Annotated in this window: 22 protein-coding genes and 1 pseudogene; 6 read left to right on the top strand and 17 right to left on the bottom strand. The window is 61.8% G+C overall.

Annotated features, from left to right (window positions below):
• Window positions 1-229: 229 nt before the first annotated feature.
• The 4 genes and pseudogenes from QD357_RS10370 to QD357_RS10385 all read right to left on the bottom strand — a co-directional run bounded on the left by QD357_RS10370 (window position 230) and on the right by QD357_RS10385 (window position 3,566).
• Complete coding sequence (locus QD357_RS10370) at window positions 230-1,231, bottom strand: ABC transporter substrate-binding protein (RefSeq protein ID WP_414124239.1); 1,002 nt, start codon at window positions 1,229-1,231, stop codon at window positions 230-232.
• A 69-nt stretch (window positions 1,232-1,300) separates the two neighbouring features.
• Window positions 1,301-1,450, bottom strand: a pseudogene (locus QD357_RS10375) (aldehyde dehydrogenase family protein); the annotation flags it as partial.
• 132 nt (window positions 1,451-1,582) lie between these two features.
• The gene (locus QD357_RS10380; protein WP_414124240.1) at window positions 1,583-1,900 is read right to left on the bottom strand and encodes a hypothetical protein; all 318 of its coding nucleotides are present in this window, start codon (window positions 1,898-1,900) and stop codon (window positions 1,583-1,585) included.
• Window positions 1,878-3,566 carry a choline dehydrogenase gene (locus tag QD357_RS10385; RefSeq protein WP_414124241.1) on the bottom strand — a complete coding sequence of 563 codons (1,689 nt, stop codon included), beginning with the start codon at window positions 3,564-3,566 and terminating at the stop codon, window positions 1,878-1,880. The genes QD357_RS10380 and QD357_RS10385 overlap by 23 nt, the downstream gene beginning before the upstream one ends.
• Window positions 3,567-3,704: 138 nt before the next feature.
• On the opposite strand from QD357_RS10385, the gene QD357_RS10390 reads away from it, so the two are divergent.
• Window positions 3,705-4,565 (top strand): LysR family transcriptional regulator, encoded by an 861-nt coding sequence (locus QD357_RS10390; RefSeq protein ID WP_414124242.1) that lies wholly within the window; start codon window positions 3,705-3,707, stop codon window positions 4,563-4,565.
• Between the two features lie 309 nt (window positions 4,566-4,874).
• Here QD357_RS10390 and QD357_RS10395 read toward each other — a convergent pair whose 3' ends face one another.
• The 5 genes from QD357_RS10395 to QD357_RS10415 form a co-directional block, all read right to left on the bottom strand.
• Window positions 4,875-5,774 (bottom strand): TniQ family protein, encoded by a 900-nt coding sequence (locus QD357_RS10395; RefSeq protein ID WP_414124243.1) that lies wholly within the window; start codon window positions 5,772-5,774, stop codon window positions 4,875-4,877.
• Window positions 5,771-6,688: an AAA family ATPase gene (locus QD357_RS10400; protein ID WP_414124244.1), complete on the bottom strand. Its 918-nt coding sequence runs from the start codon at window positions 6,686-6,688 to the stop codon at window positions 5,771-5,773. The genes QD357_RS10395 and QD357_RS10400 overlap by 4 nt, the downstream gene beginning before the upstream one ends.
• Window positions 6,689-6,717: 29 nt before the next feature.
• Window positions 6,718-8,943: a hypothetical protein gene (locus QD357_RS10405; protein WP_414124245.1), complete on the bottom strand. Its 2,226-nt coding sequence runs from the start codon at window positions 8,941-8,943 to the stop codon at window positions 6,718-6,720.
• 57 nt (window positions 8,944-9,000) lie between these two features.
• A complete protein-coding gene (locus QD357_RS10410) occupies window positions 9,001-9,807 on the bottom strand; it encodes a hypothetical protein (RefSeq protein ID WP_414124246.1) in 807 nt (268 codons plus the stop codon).
• 864 nt (window positions 9,808-10,671) lie between these two features.
• Window positions 10,672-11,181 carry a DUF6428 family protein gene (locus QD357_RS10415; RefSeq protein ID WP_414124248.1) on the bottom strand — a complete coding sequence of 170 codons (510 nt, stop codon included), beginning with the start codon at window positions 11,179-11,181 and terminating at the stop codon, window positions 10,672-10,674.
• Between the two features lie 42 nt (window positions 11,182-11,223).
• Between QD357_RS10415 and QD357_RS10420 the strand changes: the two genes are divergently transcribed.
• Together QD357_RS10420 and arsK are read left to right on the top strand one after the other, a co-directional pair.
• On the top strand, window positions 11,224-11,586 hold the full coding sequence (locus QD357_RS10420; RefSeq protein WP_414124249.1) for an ArsR/SmtB family transcription factor: 363 nt from the start codon (window positions 11,224-11,226) through the stop codon (window positions 11,584-11,586).
• A complete protein-coding gene (gene arsK, locus QD357_RS10425; protein ID WP_414124250.1) occupies window positions 11,579-12,790 on the top strand; it encodes an arsenite efflux MFS transporter ArsK in 1,212 nt (403 codons plus the stop codon). Before QD357_RS10420 ends, arsK begins: the two co-directional genes overlap by 8 nt.
• Window positions 12,791-12,799: 9 nt before the next feature.
• On the opposite strand, the gene arsH is transcribed toward arsK, so the two are convergent.
• Genes arsH through QD357_RS10455 form a run of 6 tightly spaced genes read right to left on the bottom strand, consistent with a single transcriptional unit; the run spans window position 12,800 to window position 16,317 of the window.
• The gene (gene arsH, locus QD357_RS10430; RefSeq protein ID WP_414124251.1) at window positions 12,800-13,528 is read right to left on the bottom strand and encodes an arsenical resistance protein ArsH; all 729 of its coding nucleotides are present in this window, start codon (window positions 13,526-13,528) and stop codon (window positions 12,800-12,802) included.
• Entirely contained in the window at window positions 13,503-13,925 is a 423-nt protein-coding gene (gene arsC / locus QD357_RS10435) for an arsenate reductase (glutaredoxin) (protein WP_414124252.1), read from the bottom strand. Before arsC ends, arsH begins: the two co-directional genes overlap by 26 nt.
• Window positions 13,926-13,927: 2 nt before the next feature.
• The gene (gene arsB, locus QD357_RS10440) at window positions 13,928-14,986 is read right to left on the bottom strand and encodes an ACR3 family arsenite efflux transporter (RefSeq protein WP_414124253.1); all 1,059 of its coding nucleotides are present in this window, start codon (window positions 14,984-14,986) and stop codon (window positions 13,928-13,930) included.
• Between the two features lies 1 nt (window position 14,987).
• Window positions 14,988-15,515 carry an arsenate reductase ArsC gene (locus QD357_RS10445; RefSeq protein WP_414124254.1) on the bottom strand — a complete coding sequence of 176 codons (528 nt, stop codon included), beginning with the start codon at window positions 15,513-15,515 and terminating at the stop codon, window positions 14,988-14,990.
• Window positions 15,516-15,529: 14 nt separating this feature from the next.
• Window positions 15,530-15,970: a GNAT family N-acetyltransferase gene (locus QD357_RS10450; protein WP_414124255.1), complete on the bottom strand. Its 441-nt coding sequence runs from the start codon at window positions 15,968-15,970 to the stop codon at window positions 15,530-15,532.
• A complete protein-coding gene (locus QD357_RS10455; RefSeq protein ID WP_414124256.1) occupies window positions 15,958-16,317 on the bottom strand; it encodes an ArsR/SmtB family transcription factor in 360 nt (119 codons plus the stop codon). Before QD357_RS10455 ends, QD357_RS10450 begins: the two co-directional genes overlap by 13 nt.
• Before the next feature lie 151 nt (window positions 16,318-16,468).
• On the opposite strand from QD357_RS10455, the gene QD357_RS10460 reads away from it, so the two are divergent.
• Window positions 16,469-17,923: a hypothetical protein gene (locus QD357_RS10460; protein WP_414124257.1), complete on the top strand. Its 1,455-nt coding sequence runs from the start codon at window positions 16,469-16,471 to the stop codon at window positions 17,921-17,923.
• 185 nt (window positions 17,924-18,108) lie between these two features.
• Window positions 18,109-18,831, top strand: a complete 723-nt coding sequence (locus QD357_RS10465) for a hypothetical protein (RefSeq protein WP_414124258.1) — start codon at window positions 18,109-18,111, stop codon at window positions 18,829-18,831.
• Between the two features lie 294 nt (window positions 18,832-19,125).
• Here QD357_RS10465 and QD357_RS10470 read toward each other — a convergent pair whose 3' ends face one another.
• Window positions 19,126-19,407: a hypothetical protein gene (locus QD357_RS10470; RefSeq protein ID WP_414124259.1), complete on the bottom strand. Its 282-nt coding sequence runs from the start codon at window positions 19,405-19,407 to the stop codon at window positions 19,126-19,128.
• A 164-nt stretch (window positions 19,408-19,571) separates the two neighbouring features.
• Between QD357_RS10470 and QD357_RS10475 the strand changes: the two genes are divergently transcribed.
• Window positions 19,572-19,742 carry a hypothetical protein gene (locus tag QD357_RS10475; RefSeq protein WP_414124340.1) on the top strand — a complete coding sequence of 57 codons (171 nt, stop codon included), beginning with the start codon at window positions 19,572-19,574 and terminating at the stop codon, window positions 19,740-19,742.
• Here QD357_RS10475 and QD357_RS10480 read toward each other — a convergent pair.
• Complete coding sequence (locus tag QD357_RS10480; protein WP_414124260.1) at window positions 19,665-19,952, bottom strand: helix-turn-helix domain-containing protein; 288 nt, start codon at window positions 19,950-19,952, stop codon at window positions 19,665-19,667. The genes QD357_RS10475 and QD357_RS10480 overlap by 78 nt on opposite strands.
• Window positions 19,953-19,965: the final 13 nt, after the last annotated feature.

The raw sequence follows: 19,965 nt of genomic DNA on the forward strand, positions 1-19,965 counted from the left end.
GATGTTGGATGACACGGGGTTCATGAAGAGCGCGCTCAGCGCAACAAGGCGCCAGCAGATGCGCCAGCGGGCACGCGACAGGGGTCTTGAAGCGATGTAGCCAGCCGGCAAAGACCCGCGCAGGAATACAAACGGCCGCGTCGATCAGGACGCGGCCGTTGTCGCTCGGGAGGGGAGCGCACGGCTATTAAGGATCGGGGTAGCCAATCCTCCATGCCTCGGGGTAATGTCAAAGCGACGCCTTGATCTTTTTGGCGGCCTCGGGCGAGACCCACTTGGTCCAGACGTCCTCGTTTTCCTTCAGGAAGTGCTTGGCACCATCTACACCGGTCGCCTGATTGTCAGTCATCCAGGCCATGAGCTTATTGACGGTGTCGTTGCTCCACGACCGCTTCTTCAGGTAGTCCATGACTTCCGGTCCGGCGCGATCGGAGAATGGCTTTGCCACCAACGTGACGATGTGGTCGATCGGCCAGTCATTTTCCTTTGGGTTCGCACAATCGGCCACAGTGTTGCACCGCTTCCATTCGGCTGCATCAAAGGGAACGCCATGGGCGAGCTTGACCATCTCATATTTGCCGAGAAGGGAGGTCGGTGACCAGTAGTAGGCGAGGAAGCCCTCCTTGCGTTCATAGCCCTTCGCAATCGCACCATCGAGACCCGCTGCCGAGCCGCTGTCGACGAGCTTGAAGCCAGCTTTTTCGGCTCCGTATGCCTTGAAGAGGTTTGTGGTGACGATCGTTCCACCCCAGCCTTGCGGACCGTTGATCACAGCCCCCTTGCTGGGTTCTTCAGCATCGGGGAAAAGCTCTGGATGCTTGAGGGCGTCAGCGATCGTCTTGATGTCCGGATGGGCATCGGCGATGTATTTCGGGATCCACCAGCCCTGAATCCCTCCATCGGGCAGTGGCGAACCGACCTTGATGACTTTTCCCGCTTCCTCGCCATGCTTGATAACTTCCGGGAGGAGATCCACCCAGGCTTCCGGTGCGATGTCGGGTTGACCCTTTTCCGACATGGACGTCATCGTCGGAACGGCGTCGCCGACGGTTATTTCCGCGTCACAACCATATCCTTCCTCCAGAATGACTTTGTCGAGATTGGAAAGCACTTCCGCGCTCTGCCAGGACATACTGGCAATGGTAACGCTCCCGCATCCAGCCGCGTGCGACACTGATGCGCCGGCGAGGAGGCCGAAGGCAAGCGTGGTTGAGGCTAGTAGTTTATTCATTTCTGTTCCCTTTTATTAGCGGCGGTGTTTACGGATTGGGGGAGCCGCGGTCGCCCGTCCGTATGAAGATCAGTAAGGCGACTGGACGCTGCCCATCCCCACATAGACGGTCTTCAGTTCGGAATAATGCTCGAGCGCGGCCAGCGAATTTTCGCGGCCGAAGCCGGATTGCTTGGAGCCGCCGAAGGGGATTTCGACCGGGGCAAGGTTGTACGAGTTTCGATGGTGGTGCCCTCGGTATCCTCGACATATTCCCCATCGATGAAATGCGAGGCTTTCGGCTGGGCTTCCAACTTCATCGGCGCTGCTTCTTCCATTGATCCGTCCGCGATGACTGCCGTCAGGGACAGGTCAAATCCCGCTCTTGGTGTCGTGGTACATGTAGAGGTTCGTGATCGGCTCGATGACGTTCCAAACACCCCTGATGTCCGGAGTGATTGTGACGAAGTCGTCGGACTGGATGTCGAGCTTCGTGCCGTCGCTGAAGTCGATCCAGGCACGTCCGCCTGCGACGAAGAATGACACGGGACGATCATAATGAATCTCGAACGGCTCAGGCCCGACCGCCTCCCATGTGGTCCACGACGCGGTCTGCCGTTTCGTTTCCTGAGACGCGCCCTCCCGGCGGATTCGATCGGTGGAGAAGTTACGATCCGACTGCGCGGTCATGGTGGGCCTCCGTGTGGGCTTTGAAATAGGGAACATCGAGAGGCGCCAGCGGCCTGCGGCCGCGGATGATGTCGGACGCCTTCTCCGCGATCATGAAGGTCGCCGCGTTGATGTTCGCACTGGGAATGGAAGGAATGACCGACGCGTCTACGATACGCAGGCCTTCCGCGCCGATGAGACGGAGCTCAAGGTCGACAACTGACTGTGGATCGCTTGTACGGCCCATGCGCGCCGTTCCGCAGGGATGGAAGGAACTGGAGACATCCTGCCGGATAAATGCTTCGAGATCGGCATCGGTGACGCATTGAGCGCCTGGAGCGTCCTCCCGCTTGCGGTATGGAGCGAAGGCCGGCTGCGCGAGTATTTCGCGGCCCATCTTCAATCCCCGCAGCGTCTCACGCCTGTCGCGTTCGGTTGCCAGGTAGTTCGGATCGATGAGCGGCGGCTGCGAAGGGTCGGCCGATTGCAGCCGGACCGATCCGCGGCTCTCTGGACGCATCGGGCCGACGCCGAGCCGATAGCCACCAACGCGGGGATCGGGAATCCAGTTCGGGCCGAAAAATACCGGGAAGAAGTGGATCTGAAGATTGGGATGGCTGATCCCGCTATCGCTCCGAAGGAAGGCTCCGACATGACACTGGTTGACGGCTGCCGGTCCCTTCTTGAAGGCGAACCACTGGATCCCGGCCGACACCATCTTGTCGAGCCGCAGATACTGGTTGAGGCTGTACTTGAGGTCGGACTCGACCTGGATATGAGTCTCGAAATGGTCCTGCAGGTTTTGTCCAAGCATGGGCACATCAAGGACCGGTTCGATCCCCAAGCGGCTAAGATCGTCTGCAGGTCCGACGCCCGAGAGCATCAGAGTCTGGGGGCTGCCGAAAGAACCGGAACTCAGGATGACTTCCTGCGAAGCGAATACGTCAGTGACTTCCGAGCCGCGCTTTACACGAACGCCGATCGCGCGGTTGCCCTGGAAGAGAACCTTCAGAACCTGGCATCCGGTCTGCACCTGGAGGTTCTTTCGCGCCGGCTGCGAATGGAGGTATGAGTTTGACGAGCTTGACCTGACGCCAGCGCCCACGCTCATCTCGAACTTGCCGACGCCTTCCTGGCGGAAGCCATTAAAGTCCGCAACTTCCTCGTGACCCGCCTGACGGCCAGCATCGAGAAAAGCCTGGTTCAGAGCGCCAAGATGCTGCTGACGCTTCACCCGCACCATTCCTTCGGACGAACGGAACGGACCCTCGGCGCCTTCGAGCCGCTCGAAACGCTTGAAGTAGGGAAGGCAGTCCCGGTAGCCCCAGCCGTCGCAACCGTGCCGGTCGCGCCAGTCATCGAAGTCCCGAGGATTTCCCCGCAGGAAAGTCATGCCGTTGATCGAGGAGGAGCCGCCAAGGACCCGACCGCGTGGCTGGTCGATCTCGCGGTTGTCGAGGTTCGCCTGGGGCGTGGTCTTGAACCAGTAGTTATAGGTGCTGGTCGGCTTGAAAGCGGACCGAAGGCCAGCAGGCATGCGCAGGATCCAGCTCTTGTCCGACGGGCCGGCTTCGAGCAGGAGCACGGAAGCGCGATCGTCTTCGCTGAGCCTGCTGGCGAGAACACACCCCGCTGTGCCCGCGCCAACTATGATGAAATCGTATCCTTCGGCGCGGAAGGTTCTCAATGCAGTTCTCCAATATCGAAGGATAGCAGCGTCGTGCTCTCCGTCAGTGGCAATCCTGTGCGACTGACGGAGACTAGACTGATGTTTTGGAATTGGTAAAATGAGAAGTTTCTATGAATAGAATTGGGAATCTTAATAGTGATCGACCTGGACATCAGATTGCTGAGATCTTTCCTCACAGTGGCCTCCGAGCGGAGCTTCTCCAGGGCGGGTGAAAAGCTTGCCTGTTCGCAGGCCACCGTGTCACTCCGGATCAAGGCGCTGGAGGACGGCATTGGTCGCAAGCTCTTCGAACGGAGCTACCATCTTGTGGAGCTGAGCGCGGCGGGCAGGGAGCTCCTGCCTCATGTCCAGGGGCTTCTGGATCGCCACGATGCACTCATCGACCATCTTCGAAATGGCAAGCTGGCAGGCACCGTGAATTTCGGCGTCGCCGAGGACTACGGCGAGGCTTTCCTTTCGAGACTGATGAGGGTGATGGACGAGTCGTTCCCGGCGATCGAGTTGAACGTGACGTGCTTGATGAGCGTCAAACTCGAGAAGCTGCTGGAGACGCGCAAGCTCGACCTCGCCATCGTGACGCTGCCGAACACGAAGAGCCATTCCATGATCCTCAGTCGGCCGAAGCTCGTCTGGGTCTCCTCCAACGAGTACGTGCATGACAAGAAGAGGCCGCTACCMATGGCGTTCTATGCCGAAGGATGCGCGTTCAGGGCGGCTACTATCAAGTTGCTGAAGGAGGAAGGGTTGCCATATCGCGAGGTGGTGACAACCGGGAGCGGGGAGGTCATCAAGAGCGCTGTCAGTTCCGGGACCGCGATCACCGTGATGGCCGAGGGAACCGTTCCGACAGGGTTCTCTGTTCTGCCGAAAGACACCGGACTTCCGGACCTTCCGAAGAGCTGCATCCAGCTCGTCGAGAGAGAGGACGGCCTGTCGAAGGCCGCCCAGCAGGTCAAGACGTCGGTGATGAAGCTGTTGGGCGTTCAGGCGGCGTAGCTGGAAAATCCCGAATCGAAGGTGAAAATAGGAGTCGCTGTGTGGGTGTGCATAACAACATTGTAACTTAGCAGAAACAGGTGAGCGTCGCCGGATAATCTTGGATTCGGAACTATTGATTTCGTTACCGGAATCTTCCCGTCCAAACGGGCGCTCTTAGACAGCAGCACGCAAAAACCTGGATGGAGCGACGGGTGCCAGCATAATGTTGGACTGGATTCCAAGGGTGGAATCGCGTCGGCACAGTGCTGCACACGATGAGACAACACCCTTTCGGATAGGTCAATGGCTTGGGAAATGCAGGACTGTTCAGCGGCCCAGCACGTGGCGGCATTCGGCTCTGATGATAGCCGAAATCTGGACATGCATCGGGTTGGGCAGGTCATCCAGCTCGGGGTCGAACGGCCCCGCCTGATCGGAAAGATATTCGGCCGCCCACCCGACCAGATCGCGGTCCTGATAAGCGTTCCGCGTCGGCGCATTCACGCGGAGCCATGATCGGAGCTGATCCTCGAAGAGGGACAGCCCGCCCTTCAAGGCGTGATAGCCGACTTCCCAGTCCTTGGCCGAGAACGGCGGGACCGATGGGCTTCTTTCGTTGCCGAGCAGACGCCCGGCGAACTGCGCGCATTCGATGTAGTCGGTCAGGTGCCGGGGCGACGCCTGGCACGAAGGATTGAGAAGGGTCCGAATGATATGGGATTCGAAGGTGTCCGCGCCGTCTCCCAACTCGACGTTGGCGACGCGTTCCTGCAAGACGCGATCAAAGCGCGGCCACCGGCGCCCCGACGTAGTCCGCGCGTAGGCGAGGGGTTCGAGCACGCAATGATGAACCGGACAGGTCCTGAAACATTCGAGCTGCCACCATACGCKGTGGTAGGGTGTCTCGGCTACGCATTCTCGGCACTGAAGATTCCGGGCCCAACGAAACTGGCCTCGTGCGAATATCTGGCCTGCCAGGCGAACGCTTCCTTTCGCCTCGACAGGCGTCCACCACCGAAGCCGCTCCTTGTACTCTTCGGAGATAGGCAGAAGGAAGATCCGCTCGAGCAGCTCGTCTGACCGGAAGATTCGATTGATCCCGATCTCGGAGGCGTAGTTTTCTGGAAGATAGGAGCACTCGTCCATCACCAGGCGGCTGAAGTAGCTGCTCGCCGGTTCGCCGGGCAGAGGGAGAACCCGCCAGAACGTAAATGGGCGCGCACTCATTGTAGCGTTGCCTTGTAGCCAAAATAGTCGAAATCGTCTCCGGGACGGATCCTCGTGCGCACCGCCTCCCGCAAGTGCTCGACCAGAATGCATGCGGAACGATCATTAAGCGCAAGGTAGCCGGCCTCCTCGACGAGGTTCATCACCCGGCCGATCTGGCCGGCGCTGTGCTTATGGAAATCGGTGACGTATTCATCCAGACGGCTGGGGAGAGCGAATGGAAGACGCCTGTCGATGCTTTTGAGAAGGTCGGCGAAGAGCTTGAGGCCGGCCGGAGTGGCCGATAACGGATCTAGGAACTCCGATCGATAACCTCGCCTCTCGAAAGACGGGATGTCATACACGAACTTGTCGACATCAGGCTCGCCAACAAGCAGCACGCTGACCATACGCGTGTCGATGACGTCCTTGACGAAACCATACATCTCGGCAGCCACGTGCGAAGACCTGTGATTGAAGAACATGAATTGGGCGTCGTCCAGGATCAGCAGTTCCGTCCTGCACTTCAGCACCCGGTCGACGGACCAGTCGATGGGATCTTCACGGCTAAGAATTCGATGGGGCGAGGCCGTCGCGCGCTGGAACTTGTTCCCCAGCCGTTGGCGAGACATCCCGAGCGATGCGCTAACGTAAAGGACGGGATATTCCATCCCCATCTCGCCCTCGCGTGCCGTATAAAGCTCCGCGTAGGCCTCGCTAATCACGGTCTTGCCGGCGCCGGATTCCCCCAGCAGCCCGCCGACCACTCCCAGGTTCGGCAAGCCGCCGTCGACTGGACGATGAAGCCTGGCGATCATCGCCAGGCCCCGGTTATAGGTGTGATACGGCACTCTCAGGAACTTGATGATGTGCTGACGTTTCGAAACCGGAAGGCGGCTTGCGACGGCCCGAGCCTCTGGTGTGTCGAAGATCATATCCGAGTGTCCGGGCATCTCGTCGCCTCCTAAACCAGCCATCCGCCGAACTCGTCGAAGCCGATGTCGGGCGAGCCGGCGTCAGCCTCGTCGGTCAGCGGCGAGTCCGGAAAGACCTTTGGTTCGTGGTTCTTCCGGTCTKGCATTTCGAAAGGCGTCACGAGACCGGCGCGGCTGCTKAGGACGGGCGGGGCCTCCTGGATCGCGGGGTTGGCCATATCGATGTGGTTCTCGCCGTATTCGGTACTGGCCAGTTTGTAGCGCCGCGACATGGCGAACTTGCCGACCGCACGTTCGTAAAGCGAAGCCAGCGTACGACCGGTCTTGATCGTCCCGTGCGCCTGATGGGCCTTGATCACGGCCTTGGCGAGTTCGGTCTTCGCGAAGAGCAGGTTCGCGGCGTTCACCGCTTTCTTCATCTTCTCGCGCAGGAACTTGCGGATCCACTTGTGCTCGTAGTATCGCAGACCGTTCGCATAGGGCTGGTCGGCGGGCGCCGCAGGGACCTCGAGCCATCGCTCGGTCTTCGCGTAAGGGTCCTGAATCCATGCGACGCCGAGATTCCATGGAGAGCGACGCGCCTTGAACTTCCTCCCCTTGCTCGCACGCTGGGTGGAGAGAAACAGGAGTTCGGGAGAGACGTAGGTGATGTGATCCCAGACGAAGCCCTTCTTCGGGTTCAGCGACACCTCGGCGTACTGACCTGCGATACGAACGAAGATTTCCGGATCGATCAGGGGAGGCGAGGGCGCCCGCTTGATGCCAGCCCGCCAGACTTCGTCAGGAATTCCCTGAAAGGTGGCCAGTTCGCCCAGACCCTGCGTCGGCTTCAGGTGGTGGATGTAGGCGAGGTAGTAGGTGAGGAAACCTCGGATCTGCGGCAGGGTCATCTTCGGCATCGCCTTCTGCATCTCCTCGTCGTATTTCATCCGCTCGGCGACGGAGTGACCCGTAGCGCCCGGCAGCCGATTGACGACGGCCCGGTCGAGGATGTGAAAGAGATGCTCCTCGGCGCCCTTCTCCCAGCCTCTGGCGGGGCGATAGGCGACTGTCTGAATGCCGAGTTCCTTCAAGGATTCGGTGATGTTGAGGCCGACAAGGTGCTTGGCGTTGTCGGTTCCGAGCCGCAGCGGACGGCCCCACCACGGGTACATCGCACCTGAGAGTGGATCGATCGACTTCTCGAAGAGCATGTGCTGGAGCCCTTCGAAGAAGCTCTCGTAGGACGGCGGCTGGAAGGAGATCGAGAACCCGACCACGATCCCGCTGCAGCGGTCACGGAAGGTGAGGACGTGCGGGCGGCCATAGGCGATGGCGAGCTCCGGATCGATGCCGATGATATTCATCACGGCATGGTCGACATCGACGATCTCGAGCGGCGCCTCCGGCCGCAATTGACGCAGCGAGGTCATGTGCCTGATTTCGGCATAGTCTCGTCCGCTCTCCAGAACGTCGCGCTCGTAGTCGTTCAGATCGTGCAGCCGGCGCTGGATCGTCCTATCGCTGTGGCGGCAGGTGCCGTCTTCGTTCAGCAGGAGTTCCCGGATATGGTGGAAGTCGCCGTCGGGCTGCGCGAGCGCCATGAGGATGGCCTGCACCATCCCCCACTGGCCGCCCGCCTGGACGGCGAGATGGACGGCCTCTTGCATGGCGCGGACGACCTCGCTGCCCTCGCGGGGACCGTAGTTGCCGGAATTGCCCTGGCGGACGAAGTTGATGAGACGGTCGAAGCGGCCGCCGTTCTTGTCGCGGTCGTGCCAGTTGTAGACCGTGTTGACGCACGGTGGCTTTGGATCCTTGATCTCCTTCGCCACCTCCTCAATGACGTCGCCTCGCTGCTTTCTAGTGAGCGTGCGCGTCCGCAGTTCGATCATCCTGAGATGGCACGCGTCGACGTAGGCCATTCGCCGGTGAGCGCTCTTTCGCTCCGCCTCGGTGACCGACGCCGCGGCACCTGGCAGGTTTCTCCCTGCGGCCCCTTTGGCAGACATCGGCCTGATGCGTTTTTGGCGGTTCAGTTCGCCGATCTGCCAGATGGAAAGGGTGATGCTGTCGTTGGTGACGAGCTGCTGGAACTGGGCGATCGCCGGAAATTCCGGCGACGGTTGAAACCAGTTCACGAAGCGAAACATCGCGTAACGCGTCTTCTCCGCGTTAAAGAGCGTGAAGGCGTCCCCGACACGGAGGTCGGGGCACTGCATGTCGAACCCGCGGCCCGGATCGGGCGGGACGTCGAGTTCGTAGAAGGTCTTCACGGGCTGCAGATAGCGCCCGTCGGTATATTCAAAGGACATCGCAGATCCTCCGGTTCGTCATGCCGCTCGTTCGAAGCGCAGTTCGGTTGTTGGGGACGCCGCAAACGCAGGCGGCGGCGGCGTGATATGCGTGAACTGCGAAAACGGGACCCGGACATCGACCCCGATCCTGCCTTCCATCGCCAACTGCATGATCGCGGAGAAGGCCGGATTGACCTCGCCTACCGTCTTCCACTCGTCTTCGTCGGCCCATCGTCCCATCAGCGTGTTCCGCGTGATCGAGCGCATGACCGTGCCGATCCGGGTCGGCAGGGGAAGCGTGAGGATCTCCGCGGCGGCCTCGTCGATCCAGGGCTGCTGGGCGGCGATCCTCTTGTGCCGCCACATGGTGCGCAGGTTGTCGATMAACGGCCGCATGTGCAGCGTGCGCTCGTCCAGGAGGCGATACTGCGCGCCCAGATCGGCGAAGATCTCGCACATGGCCTGCGTCCGATGGGCCGGCCACCCGAGATGGCGCTGGACGTAGAAGCCCATCACGTCGATCACGACGACGGAACCGTCGCGGCGTCGGATGGCCAGATCGGGAACATGCTCCCTCCATTTCCCGGACGAGGGGCGATACCCGACGGAGACGGGGAACTCTGCGACCGCCATGTTGAAGGGGTTCGTATCGACGTGGATCATCGCGTCGGCCATCAACGGCTCGCGCGTCCGGACGACGCCGCGGACGGACTTCGCCGTCGGATGCCATCCGGGCAGGGTGACGTATCGGCTTCCCGGCTTGATCTCTTTCTTGGGGGTGTTTCCCTTGCCGAAGACCTCGTCCCAGTAGACCTGGTTCTTCAGTCGCTCATGAAGCTGCATCGGGGGCCTCGCTCGTCTTGACATGATATGCGGACGGCTGAAAGACCGAGCGCCTGCGGAGCGCTTCGGCCGGGTAGGGCGCAAGCTCCGCCAGCCGGCGGACGATCTCGACGGAGACTCCCAGATCGACAAGATCCGCGGCGTCTACGGGGGCGGGAACCCTTTGAATTCGTAAAAGGTCACTCAAGACAAAACCTCTCCATTCACGATCCGCGAAGGCGGAGCGCGTCGGGCACGACGTCGGTTTTAATGGTGCGCGGCTGATCGGCCGGGCGAGCGGACCGTGCTTTATGAACGCCGAAGAATCAAGCGCGCCGCCAGTTGTACCACTTAGCGGAAAACGACGATGAAACAGCAGCTTGCGAGACTACGTCGCTAAAGAACGAAGTCTTCCTCGGCACGGTTTGGCGAAATCATGTGGTACGGCGTGGTACACGAAGTATCGATCAAGTAGTTCCGAATCCGCCCCGCACCACGCGCCGCGCATGCCGTTCCAACGGCACGAACTGTCGAATGTATGAAAATGGAGGCTGGTCGAAAGATCCCCGGCGATACGCGGTGCGTGGAGGCGCGGGACTCCCGCGCGCTGTCCAGGCCGCACCTAGTGGCGTATTCGTAAATCGATCCGGGTCATGTCATGTCTCCGCGTGAGGAAACTGTCTGGCGTTGCAGCGATCATTGCTGCAGGCATCTATGCCGACGCGCATATGTTCTCATTTTGTTCGGACTGTCAAGCGGTGTCGGCATTTAGCCCGCCTGGTCGCCCCACCTGCGTGGGCCGCCGGGCTATTCGTGGCTGACCAGCAGTATGAGGACGGCTTGGACCCAGACCAGTCCGCCGCATTTTCATAGTCGACGGCCCGGTCACGCGCAGCAGGTCGACGCCGGGCCGCAACACGAGGAAGACGTCCGCGTCTGTTCCTCCAGCCACCGGTCGCGCGGCTTGCAGCTCGCCGGGCGCGGCGACAGGTCGATGCGGACGACCGCGTCTCGCACTTGGGGCGTCGATGCGCAGTAGAGCGCCATCGGCGCGACGCCGTCGCTCACCTCGAACGTCAGCTTGGCACTCATGGGTAGGCCGACGTGTTCGGATACCTTGCGGATGATGGCGGCGAACTTGCCGGCCGGCATGTGCATGCGCGCGTCCTCGTCGACGTCCCATAGCTGGATGAAGATTTCCGTCCATGATTCCGGATTGCCGCCGCAGTCCAGCGCGTCGAAGCGCCCGCTCTTCACCTCGGTGACGTGGTAGCCCGTCCTGACGTCGCGGTCATCGTAGCGGAAGACGAGCGGGACGCCGGCGTTGGCGTCGAGCGCCGACAGAAGGGCGCCCAGATCGATGTCGCTCGATTGGGTCTTGTCGATGACGTTCATATCGGTTATCCCTGATTTCAACGTTTCAAGGATTGTTGAAATATGGAAGAACGTCAAGCCCTCATGTCGTTCGCGGCGCTGTCGCAGGAGACCCGTCTCGCCGTCGTGCGCACCCTCGTGGTGGCCGGTCCCGCCGGAATGGCGGCCGGAGCGATCGCCGAGAAGATGGGCGTCTCCCCGTCCAACATCTCCTTCCATCTGAAGGAGCTCGAGCGGTCCGGACTGGTCGCGCAGCGCAGGGAATCGCGCTCGATCGTATATAGCGCCGACTACGACGCGCTTTCCGGTCTCGTGCGGTTCCTGATGCTCGACTGCTGCGCCGGACACCCTCGGATCACCGGGGAACCGGAGAATGCTGATGCCTGCTGCGCCAGCGAACCGGAAAAAGACGTCGCAAATGTCTGATGCAATGGGGACGACGTCGGTCGCGACGATATCGGCTCTCGGGCTAACGCAGATCATCGGCTACGGCACGCTCTACTATTCCTTCTCGATCCTCGCGCCTGGAATGGCGAAGGATCTCGACATCTCCCTCCAACAGGTCTTCGGCGTATTCTCGGCCTCGCTATTCGTCGGCGGCCTTTCCGCACCGATCATCGGAAAGCAGATGGATCGGATCGGCGCGGCGACGGTCCTCACCATCGGCTCTGTGCTTTCAGCCCTGACGCTCGGGCTCTGCGCCTGGTCTCCGTCCATCGTCGTGTTTGCGATCGCCGTGGTCCTGATCGAGATCGCGTCCGGCATGGTTCAGTACCAGGCCGCGTTCGCGGCACTGGTCGAAAGCGATCCAAAGACCGCGTCGCGCAGCATCACTTATCTGACGCTGATCGGCGGCTTCGCGTCGACGATCTTCTGGCCGATCTCCGCCACGCTGATGGGCTATCTCACATGGCGCGAGATCTATGTAACCTTCGCGGTCCTCAACCTGTTGGTCTGCATGCCGCTGCACCTGTGGATGGCGAGGAGGGGCCGGGCCGCCGTTGCGGCCGGGGTCGTCCGCGCGCGTGAGCACGTCGTCGGGGCGGTGCCGCCGGAAAGGGTCCGTGGCGCGATGATCGTCGTGTCGACCGCCTTCGCGATCCTTGGCTTCACGCTGGCGTCCATTCTCGCTCACATGGTTCCGATKCTCGACGATCTCGGCCTGGGCGCGGCGGCGGTCGTCGTCGGTTCCCTGTTCGGCCCGGCGCAGGTTCTGAGCCGCCTGATCAACATGATCTTCGGGACGCGGTTGTCCCCGCCCGTCCTCGCGGTGATCTCGGCGGCGCTGATGGTCGTCGGCATCGTCATCCTGGGCGTGAGCGGAAGCTGGCTGCCGGGATCGGTCGCCTTCGCGATCTGCCTGGGGCTGGKATCGGGCATCAACTCCATCGCTCAGGGCAGTCTTCCCCTCTACCTGTTCGGCAGCGACGGCTACGGAGCGATTACGGGCAAGATGGCGGCCGCTAGGCTGGCGCTTGGGGCCGCAGCGCCCTTTGCCTTCGCGGCCGCGATGCAGAGCCTCGGGATCGGCCTGTCGCTGTTCGCTACCGCCGCGCTCGGCGTCGTGGGAATGGCTGCATTCGCCAGCGTCGCGATGACGACGAGACGGGATCTCGTCGCCGCGGAATAGCCCACGCTTTCAGATTGACTTCAACTGCACCCGCTGCTCCAGCTTGGCGGCGTCTTCCTTGCGCTCGCTGTAGCGGTCGGTGAGGTACGACGAGGCGTCGCGGGTCAGCAGCGTGAACTTCACCAGCTCCTCGCAGACGTCGACGACGCGGTCGTAGTAGGACGACGGCTTCATACGCCCGTCGGCGTCGAATTCCTGAAACGCCTTGGCGACGCTGCTCTGGTTGGGGATGGTGATCATGCGCATCCAGCGACCGAGGATTCGGAGCTGGCCCAGAGCGTTGAACGACTGCGATCCGCCAGACACCTGCATGACCGCGAGCGTCTTGCCCTGCGTGGGCCGTACGGAACCTACGGCCAGAGGAATCCAGTCGATCTGAGACTTCATAACCCCCGTCATCGCGCCATGGCGCTCCGGGCTGATCCAGATCTGGCCCTCGGACCATTCCGACACCTCCCGGAGCTCCTGGACTTTTGGATGGCTGACCGGCGCATCGTCGGGCAGCGGCAGCCCCCTGGGATCGAAGATCCTCACCTCGCAACCGAGACGCTCCAGCAGACGCCGGGATTCATGGGCGAGCAGACGGCTGTACGAGACCTCCCGGATCGAGCCGTAGAGGATCAGGATGCGTGGCTTGTGCGCCGAGAACGCGGGCCGCAAGGCATCGAGATCGGGCTGGCGAAGATGGCTTTCATCAAGAGCGGGGAATCCTTCAGACAATGCGCTTTCCCTCCGCATCGAGAACGCGTTCGCCGTCCTCCTTGGTGAAGGCGCCCTTGTGCGTGTCGGGCAGGACGTCGAGCACGACCTCGGAGGGACGGCACAGGCGGGTGCCAAGCGGCGTAACGACGAACGGACGGTTGATTAGGATCGGGTCCTTCAACATGGCGTCGAGCAACTGGTCGTCGGTCAGATCGATATCGTCGAGACCGAGTTCGGCGTAGGGCGTTCCCTTCTCGCGGATGGCCTGCCGGACGGTCAGGCCGGCGTCGGCGATCATCCTCGCCAGCTCGGCCCGCGACGGCGGCGTCTTCAGGTATTCGATCACGGTCGGCTCGATGCCGGCGTTGCGGATCATCTCCAGCGTGTTGCGCGACGTGCCGCATGCGGGGTTGTGGTAGATGGTGACGTCCATGGTCAGTTCCTTTCGGTGACGGCGTTTCGGGAGACGGCGGGCGCGGCTTCGTACCAGCCCTTGGAACGGTTCACGATCCAGACGACGGACAGCATGACCGGGACCTCGATGAGGACGCCGACKACCGTCGCCAGCGCCGCGCCCGACTGAAAGCCGAACAGGCTGATCGCGGCGGCCACGGCCAGCTCGAAGAAGTTGCTCGCCCCGATCAGCGCCGACGGTCCGGCGACGCAGTGCTGTTCGCCCGACATGCGGTTCAGCAGGTATGCCAGGCCCGAGTTGAAGTAGACCTGGATCAGGATCGGAACGGCGAGGAGGCCGATGACGGCCGGCTGAGCGATGATCTGCTCCCCCTGGAAGCCGAACAGAAGGACGAGGGTGGCGAGGAGCGCGACGAGCGACAGCGGCTGCAGTCTCGTCAGCAGCGCGTCGAGGGATCGAGTCGTGCCGTCGGCAGTCAGGCGTCTCCGCAGGACCTGCGAGATCGCGACCGGGATCAGGATGTAGAGGACGACCGAGATCGTCAGGGTGTCCCAGGGAACGGTGATGGCCGACAGGCCCAGCAGCAGTCCGACGATCGGCGCGAAGGCGACGATCATGATCGCATCGTTGAGCGCGACCTGCGACAGCGTGAAGTGCGGCTCGCCGCGGGTCAGGTTCGACCACACGAAGACCATCGCAGTGCAGGGGGCGGCGGCAAGAATGATCAGACCTGCGATGTAGGAGTCGATCTGGTCTACGGGCAGGTACGGCCGGAACAGCCAGCCGACGAACAGCCATCCCAGCAGCGCCATCGAGAACGGCTTGACCGCCCAGTTGACGAAGAGCGTCACCCCGATGCCGCGCCAGTAGCCGCCGACCTTGGCCAGAGAGCCGAAGTCGATCTTCAGGAGCATCGGGATCACCATCAGCCAGATGAGGACGGCGACCGGGATGTTCACCTTCGCGACCTCGGCAGCGCCGATGACGTGGAAGACGCCGGGCATGCCATGACCAAGGGCGACGCCGACGACGATGCAGAGGAAGACCCAGACGGTCAGGTATCGTTCGAACTTCGACATCTCATTTTGCCTTTGCGGATTTGACGGACGCTCCTTCGAGCGAGCCGATCTGGCGAAGACGCTGCTGGAGCGCGAGGCGGTCGATCGAGGCGAGCGGCAGGTTGACGAAGGCGGAGATGCGGTTCTTCAGGAAGCGGGCCGCCTGCGCGAAGGCGCGCTGGATCTCGATTTCCGTGCCGACGACTGCCGCGGGATCTTCGACGCCCCAGTGCGCCGTCATGGGGTGGCCGATCCAGACGGGGCAGGCCTCTCCGGCCGCGCTGTCGCAGACAGTGAAGATGAAGTCCATCTCGGGAGCGCCCGGTTCGGCGAAGACGTCCCAGCTCTTCGACGAAAAACCGGTCGACGGATAGCCCAGCGCCTCCAGCTCCTTCAGCGCGTGCGGGTTCACTTCGCCTTTCGGCTGGCTGCCCGCCGAGAACGCCTTGAAGCGTCCGCCACCATCCATTTCGAGGATGGATTCGGCGAGGATGGAGCGTGCGGAATTGCCCGTGCAGAGAAACAGCACGTTGTATGTCTTGTCGGTCATGGTCTTCGTCCGTGTTAGGTCGGTGGCCTGTTGAGTTTCATGATCGTCGCCGACGCCGGGCAGAGGCMCGATAGCTGGCGGGTCGAAAGGATCGCCGGCGGTGCGGACCCGCGTTCGATGCGCGCGAAGCCGATGGATTCGAAGAAGGGCGCGGCATCGGTCGTGGCGAGGTAGACGTCCATGGCGCTCGGCGCCTTGGCGATGGTCAGCTCGACGAGCGGACGGCCGAATCCTTGTCCACGGAACTCCGGAACGATCACTACGGAGCGAAGAAGGACGGCGTCGTCGCCGCAGGACTCGATGCCGGAATATCCCAGAATGCGACGGTCGCCGTCGAAGAGGGCGAAGTAGCCGCGAGCCGGTCCGTCGAGATCGTCGACCAGCAGTCCGGCGGACGTCAGAGCCGCCTTCAGTGTGTCGGAGACTGGTATCCGTTCGAGGCTCAGTTCACGCATCGCTGGGTCTCCGGCGCGCAGCAGGGGGTGAGATCGGCGATGAGCGGCGCGCAGAGTTCGGCGTTGCCACCGCAGCAGTCCTTGAGCAGGAACAGGGTCAGGGCACGGAACCCTTCGAGGTCGGCGCGGTAGATGATCGACCGGCTCTGCCGCTCGCTCTTGACGATGCCCGCGCGCTGCAGCGTCGCGAGGTGGGCGGACATGGTGTTCTGCGGCACGTCCAGCATCCGGGCGAGTTCGCCTGCGGGCACGCCGTCCGGCTCCGCCTTCACGAGCGCGCGAAACGTCTCAAGACGTGTCGACTGGGCGAGGGCGGCCAACGCCGCGATAGCTACCTTTGATTCCATATATCCAGAATGATGGATATATTGTCGTGTGTCAACGGATTTTGTGCGCGGCCGAGCATGGCACGGTCCGACCTCCGTCCACGCAGGAGCGGCGATTGGATCTTGCACGGCCAGACGCCATCCTGGAGCGAATACAAACCGGATCCGTTCAATGACCGTAATCCTCGACAAATCCGTAGAATTCCTCGGCTTTCCCGCCTCGAAGCTTCAGACGGTGCTAGGCGCGTGGGTCCGCGCCGGTGCATGGCCGAACACCGTGTCGGACAACAAGAAGGCCGAGCTTCGTGGGGGCGTGGTCAGCGCGATGCTCGGAGAAGCCTGGCTGCGCGGCCTGATTTCGACCGTCGGCCACGAGCGGAAGGAAGCGGCGGACGGTCGCCTGAGTCTCACGGAAGCGGGAGCCACCCTGGTCACCGCGCAGAAGCGCGGACGGACGGCGAAGGAAAAGGCCGGCAAGGTCCTGAAAGGGCTCCTCGACCGCGCGCAGAAGCTTTCGCAGGACGCGGAGGCGCCGGCTGCGGCGGACCGCATCTGGGTGTTCGGCAGCTACGTGAATCCTGAGAAGACGGAGGTCGGCGATCTGGACGTCGCCATCGAGTGCGGCCGCACAGGCGTCGTGCCGTATGGCGGCGCTATCGGCGAGTACATCAAGAAGCACTATCCCGGCATCGTTCCGGAGGACAGCGGCGACTGGAAGCGCGGCCGGTTCGAGAGCAGCTTCCTCTCGAAGATGCTCTATGGCGCGCGCAGGCATCCTCTCATTTCCGAAACTGACATCGGCATCCTGAAAGACCTTCACTGCCCCTGTGCGCTGGTGTTCGACCGCGAGAGGGGCGGCATCATCGAGCCGGAATACTTCGAGCATCATCCGGATTCCAAGCGGCGCGGCGACAACATCTACGAGCGACAGGTGATGCCCGACCTCGGCGTCGCCGGGACGGCCTTCGAACCGACGCCGCATTTCGTGGTGCTCCCTCAGTTCGCCAACGGCGCTTCGGCGAAGGCGATCGAGGCGGCCGTGTCCGCGCACGACGAGAATCCGAACAGGTTCACGATCAAGTCCATAAGCGGGCCGTCTCTGACCGTGGAGCGGCGAATGGAATTCGGACATCGCCGATGGGAGCTTACCTACTGGATCGTGGACGGCGGCGGCGACAACTCGGCACAATGGGAAGGAGGCGCGGCGAGGAGACTTGCAGCGCTCGCCCACGCCGACCTCGTCAGGCTTGCGGAGCATCGCGCACAGTCGCTCGGAATGGAGGAGATCGTGGTCAACGTCGAGCCGGCGCTCCACGGGCCGGACAGCGCGCTGGCGAGAGAAATCCGTGCTTCGCTGTTCGACTGTCTGAGCGACGAGGACGAACCAGCAGGCATCGCGCCGTCGCGCGCCTACGGCGTCCATCTCCATTGCTGCGGCGGCGGGATCGGCTTCAGCGCGCCGCACGCCTACGACGACGAAGCCTGGGAGGCCGCGGGCGACACCGTGCCGTTTTCCCGCGAAGAATACGAGCAGTGGGCGGAGCCGCTGGAACACGAGCTCGACTGGCCGCCGCAATGGGGTTTCGAGGGCGAAGAGAGCGACGCGTCTCATCAGGCTTCGATGTGACACTGTTGCGGGTGCTCGGGGAAGGCGGCAACAGCAATGGCTCCTTTGAGAAGGCACAGGAAAGTTGATAAAAGCCTTACCGAACCCCATCATTCCATGGTGTGGCGGAGAGCAGGATGACTTCGAAATTTCGAAACTGGCATGATTTGGACACGTTCATTGAGGATGTCGACTTCGCCTTCCCTGTGACCCAGGAGATCGTCGATTGGTGGGGATCCAAGTTCGACAGGTTCGACCTCCTTCCCAAAGACATTTGCTCGCGATTGGTGGATGGCTTGCCGTTCGCAAGGAACTGCACGATCACCGAAATCAGCATTGACCAGGAAATTGTTCGAGCCGAAATCGAGGGATATGATCGGCAAGGCGAAGTTTTCTTCACCGGTCGATCGGTCGAATTTGTCGAGCGACAGGTTCATCTCAACACCACCGGCGTCGTCCCGCGCGCCCAAGGTCAGGGGTACGGGCGCCTCCTGGCACGGAATTGCTATCGTCTCGCCCGTGAACTCGATTTGGATCGACTAGGTGTCACGGCGATCGACGCGGGCGCCTACACATGGGCTCGCGCGGGGTTCCTGCCAACCTTCGAGTCTTGGAACTTCGGCCGGTGCAAGGAGCGCATCGTCACGCATATGGTCGAAATTCCCGAAATCGACTGGGAAACCCGCAACAACATATATCGACTTCTGGGCTCGGACGAGCAGCGGAACCTATGGGATGTCGCCGATCTTGAGATGCCGGTGATGTCCGCCAAACTTCCCGAGACAGAAATCCCACTCGGTCGAGCGCTGCTGGCAGAAAGCAATGCGTCATGGAAAGGAACGGTCGAGTTCTACCGCGAGGACGATGGCCTGCTGGAAGATCAACTTGATCGGGCGAGAGACTATCTCGGACTCGGTCCAGAGGAGTGAAACTCGGCTATTTCCTGTTCGACGTCTTCAGTATTCAAATTAAGCTGACGTGCGATCCATTCGGGTGAAAAGCCGTGAACTTCAGACATCCGCCGTATCGAAGCCCTTTTGCGCGCAGTCACCTCGCCACGCTCGGAGTCGTCACGCCGCTCAATGTCGTGAAGCATGTCATCTGCGTCAGAAATGTAATGTGCTCGTGCCATTTCGGTCTCCTGCTCAAGCTTTACACTACCCCGGTGCAAAAGTCATTCTGTTACGTTTCTCGCCCTCATCCAAGTTAAGCAGGCTCCCGGTTCAGTATCCGCAACCTCCTGATCTGGCTCGCCACGCCAGCAGCGCCTTCGAGACGATCTCGTCCGACATCTCATCGATGTGCGCGCGATATCCTCGATTAACCGATCGGCGACTTCGTCCACCGGTGCGATATTTCCGGTCTCTGGTGAGCAAACCGCGCAACGCGCCCGACGCCGTTACGCCCCGCCCGAGCAGGTGTCGTCTTTCCGCGCGCGCAAGCTTCTGCACGCAGTTCGCCGCCTCGACGGCCGAAGCCGCGACCACGGCGAAGGCTCCGTCCATGGCTTCCTGGCATCGTAGGGAACGGTCGGGATGTCCGTCGAAGGAAGGGGAGGAATCTCTGCTCATGCCATTGAGATGTCGTCCGCTATCGAACCGTCAAGGCGCCGATCTTGACTGAAGTGCCGGCATCACCATCTCAGAATGAATGCCCCCGGAGCCTCGACATGAACAACCTCGTCCTCACGACCGTCTTCGATGACGACATGATGGAAATCCTGCCACCCGAGCAGAACACGCTCGGCGCGGGGGAGGCATCCCTATGCGACTGTTGCGGACGTCGGGCGCTCATGGACGAGGATTGCTGCGGCATCTGCGAAGAGTGCCTGTCGCCATGAGCGATGTCGCTGCCGGCATCGGGGTTTTTTCAAAGCATGCTTGATCCGTTCGACATGGTTCCCCGGCACTTCATCACCGCGCTCGAACGCCGCGATCTCGGCGGTCGTCAGGCCGGTGGTGATCGCCAGTTCCTCCAGACTGTAGCCATTCTCGAGCCGTGCTTCTCGCAAGGCGTTGCTCGCCCCGAAATTCTTCGACACGTGATCCATTGAGTTCTCCTGG

Source organism: Rhizobium sp. BR 317 (genome assembly GCF_047445835.1).
GTDB classification, from domain to species: domain Bacteria; phylum Pseudomonadota; class Alphaproteobacteria; order Rhizobiales; family Rhizobiaceae; genus Rhizobium; species Rhizobium paranaense.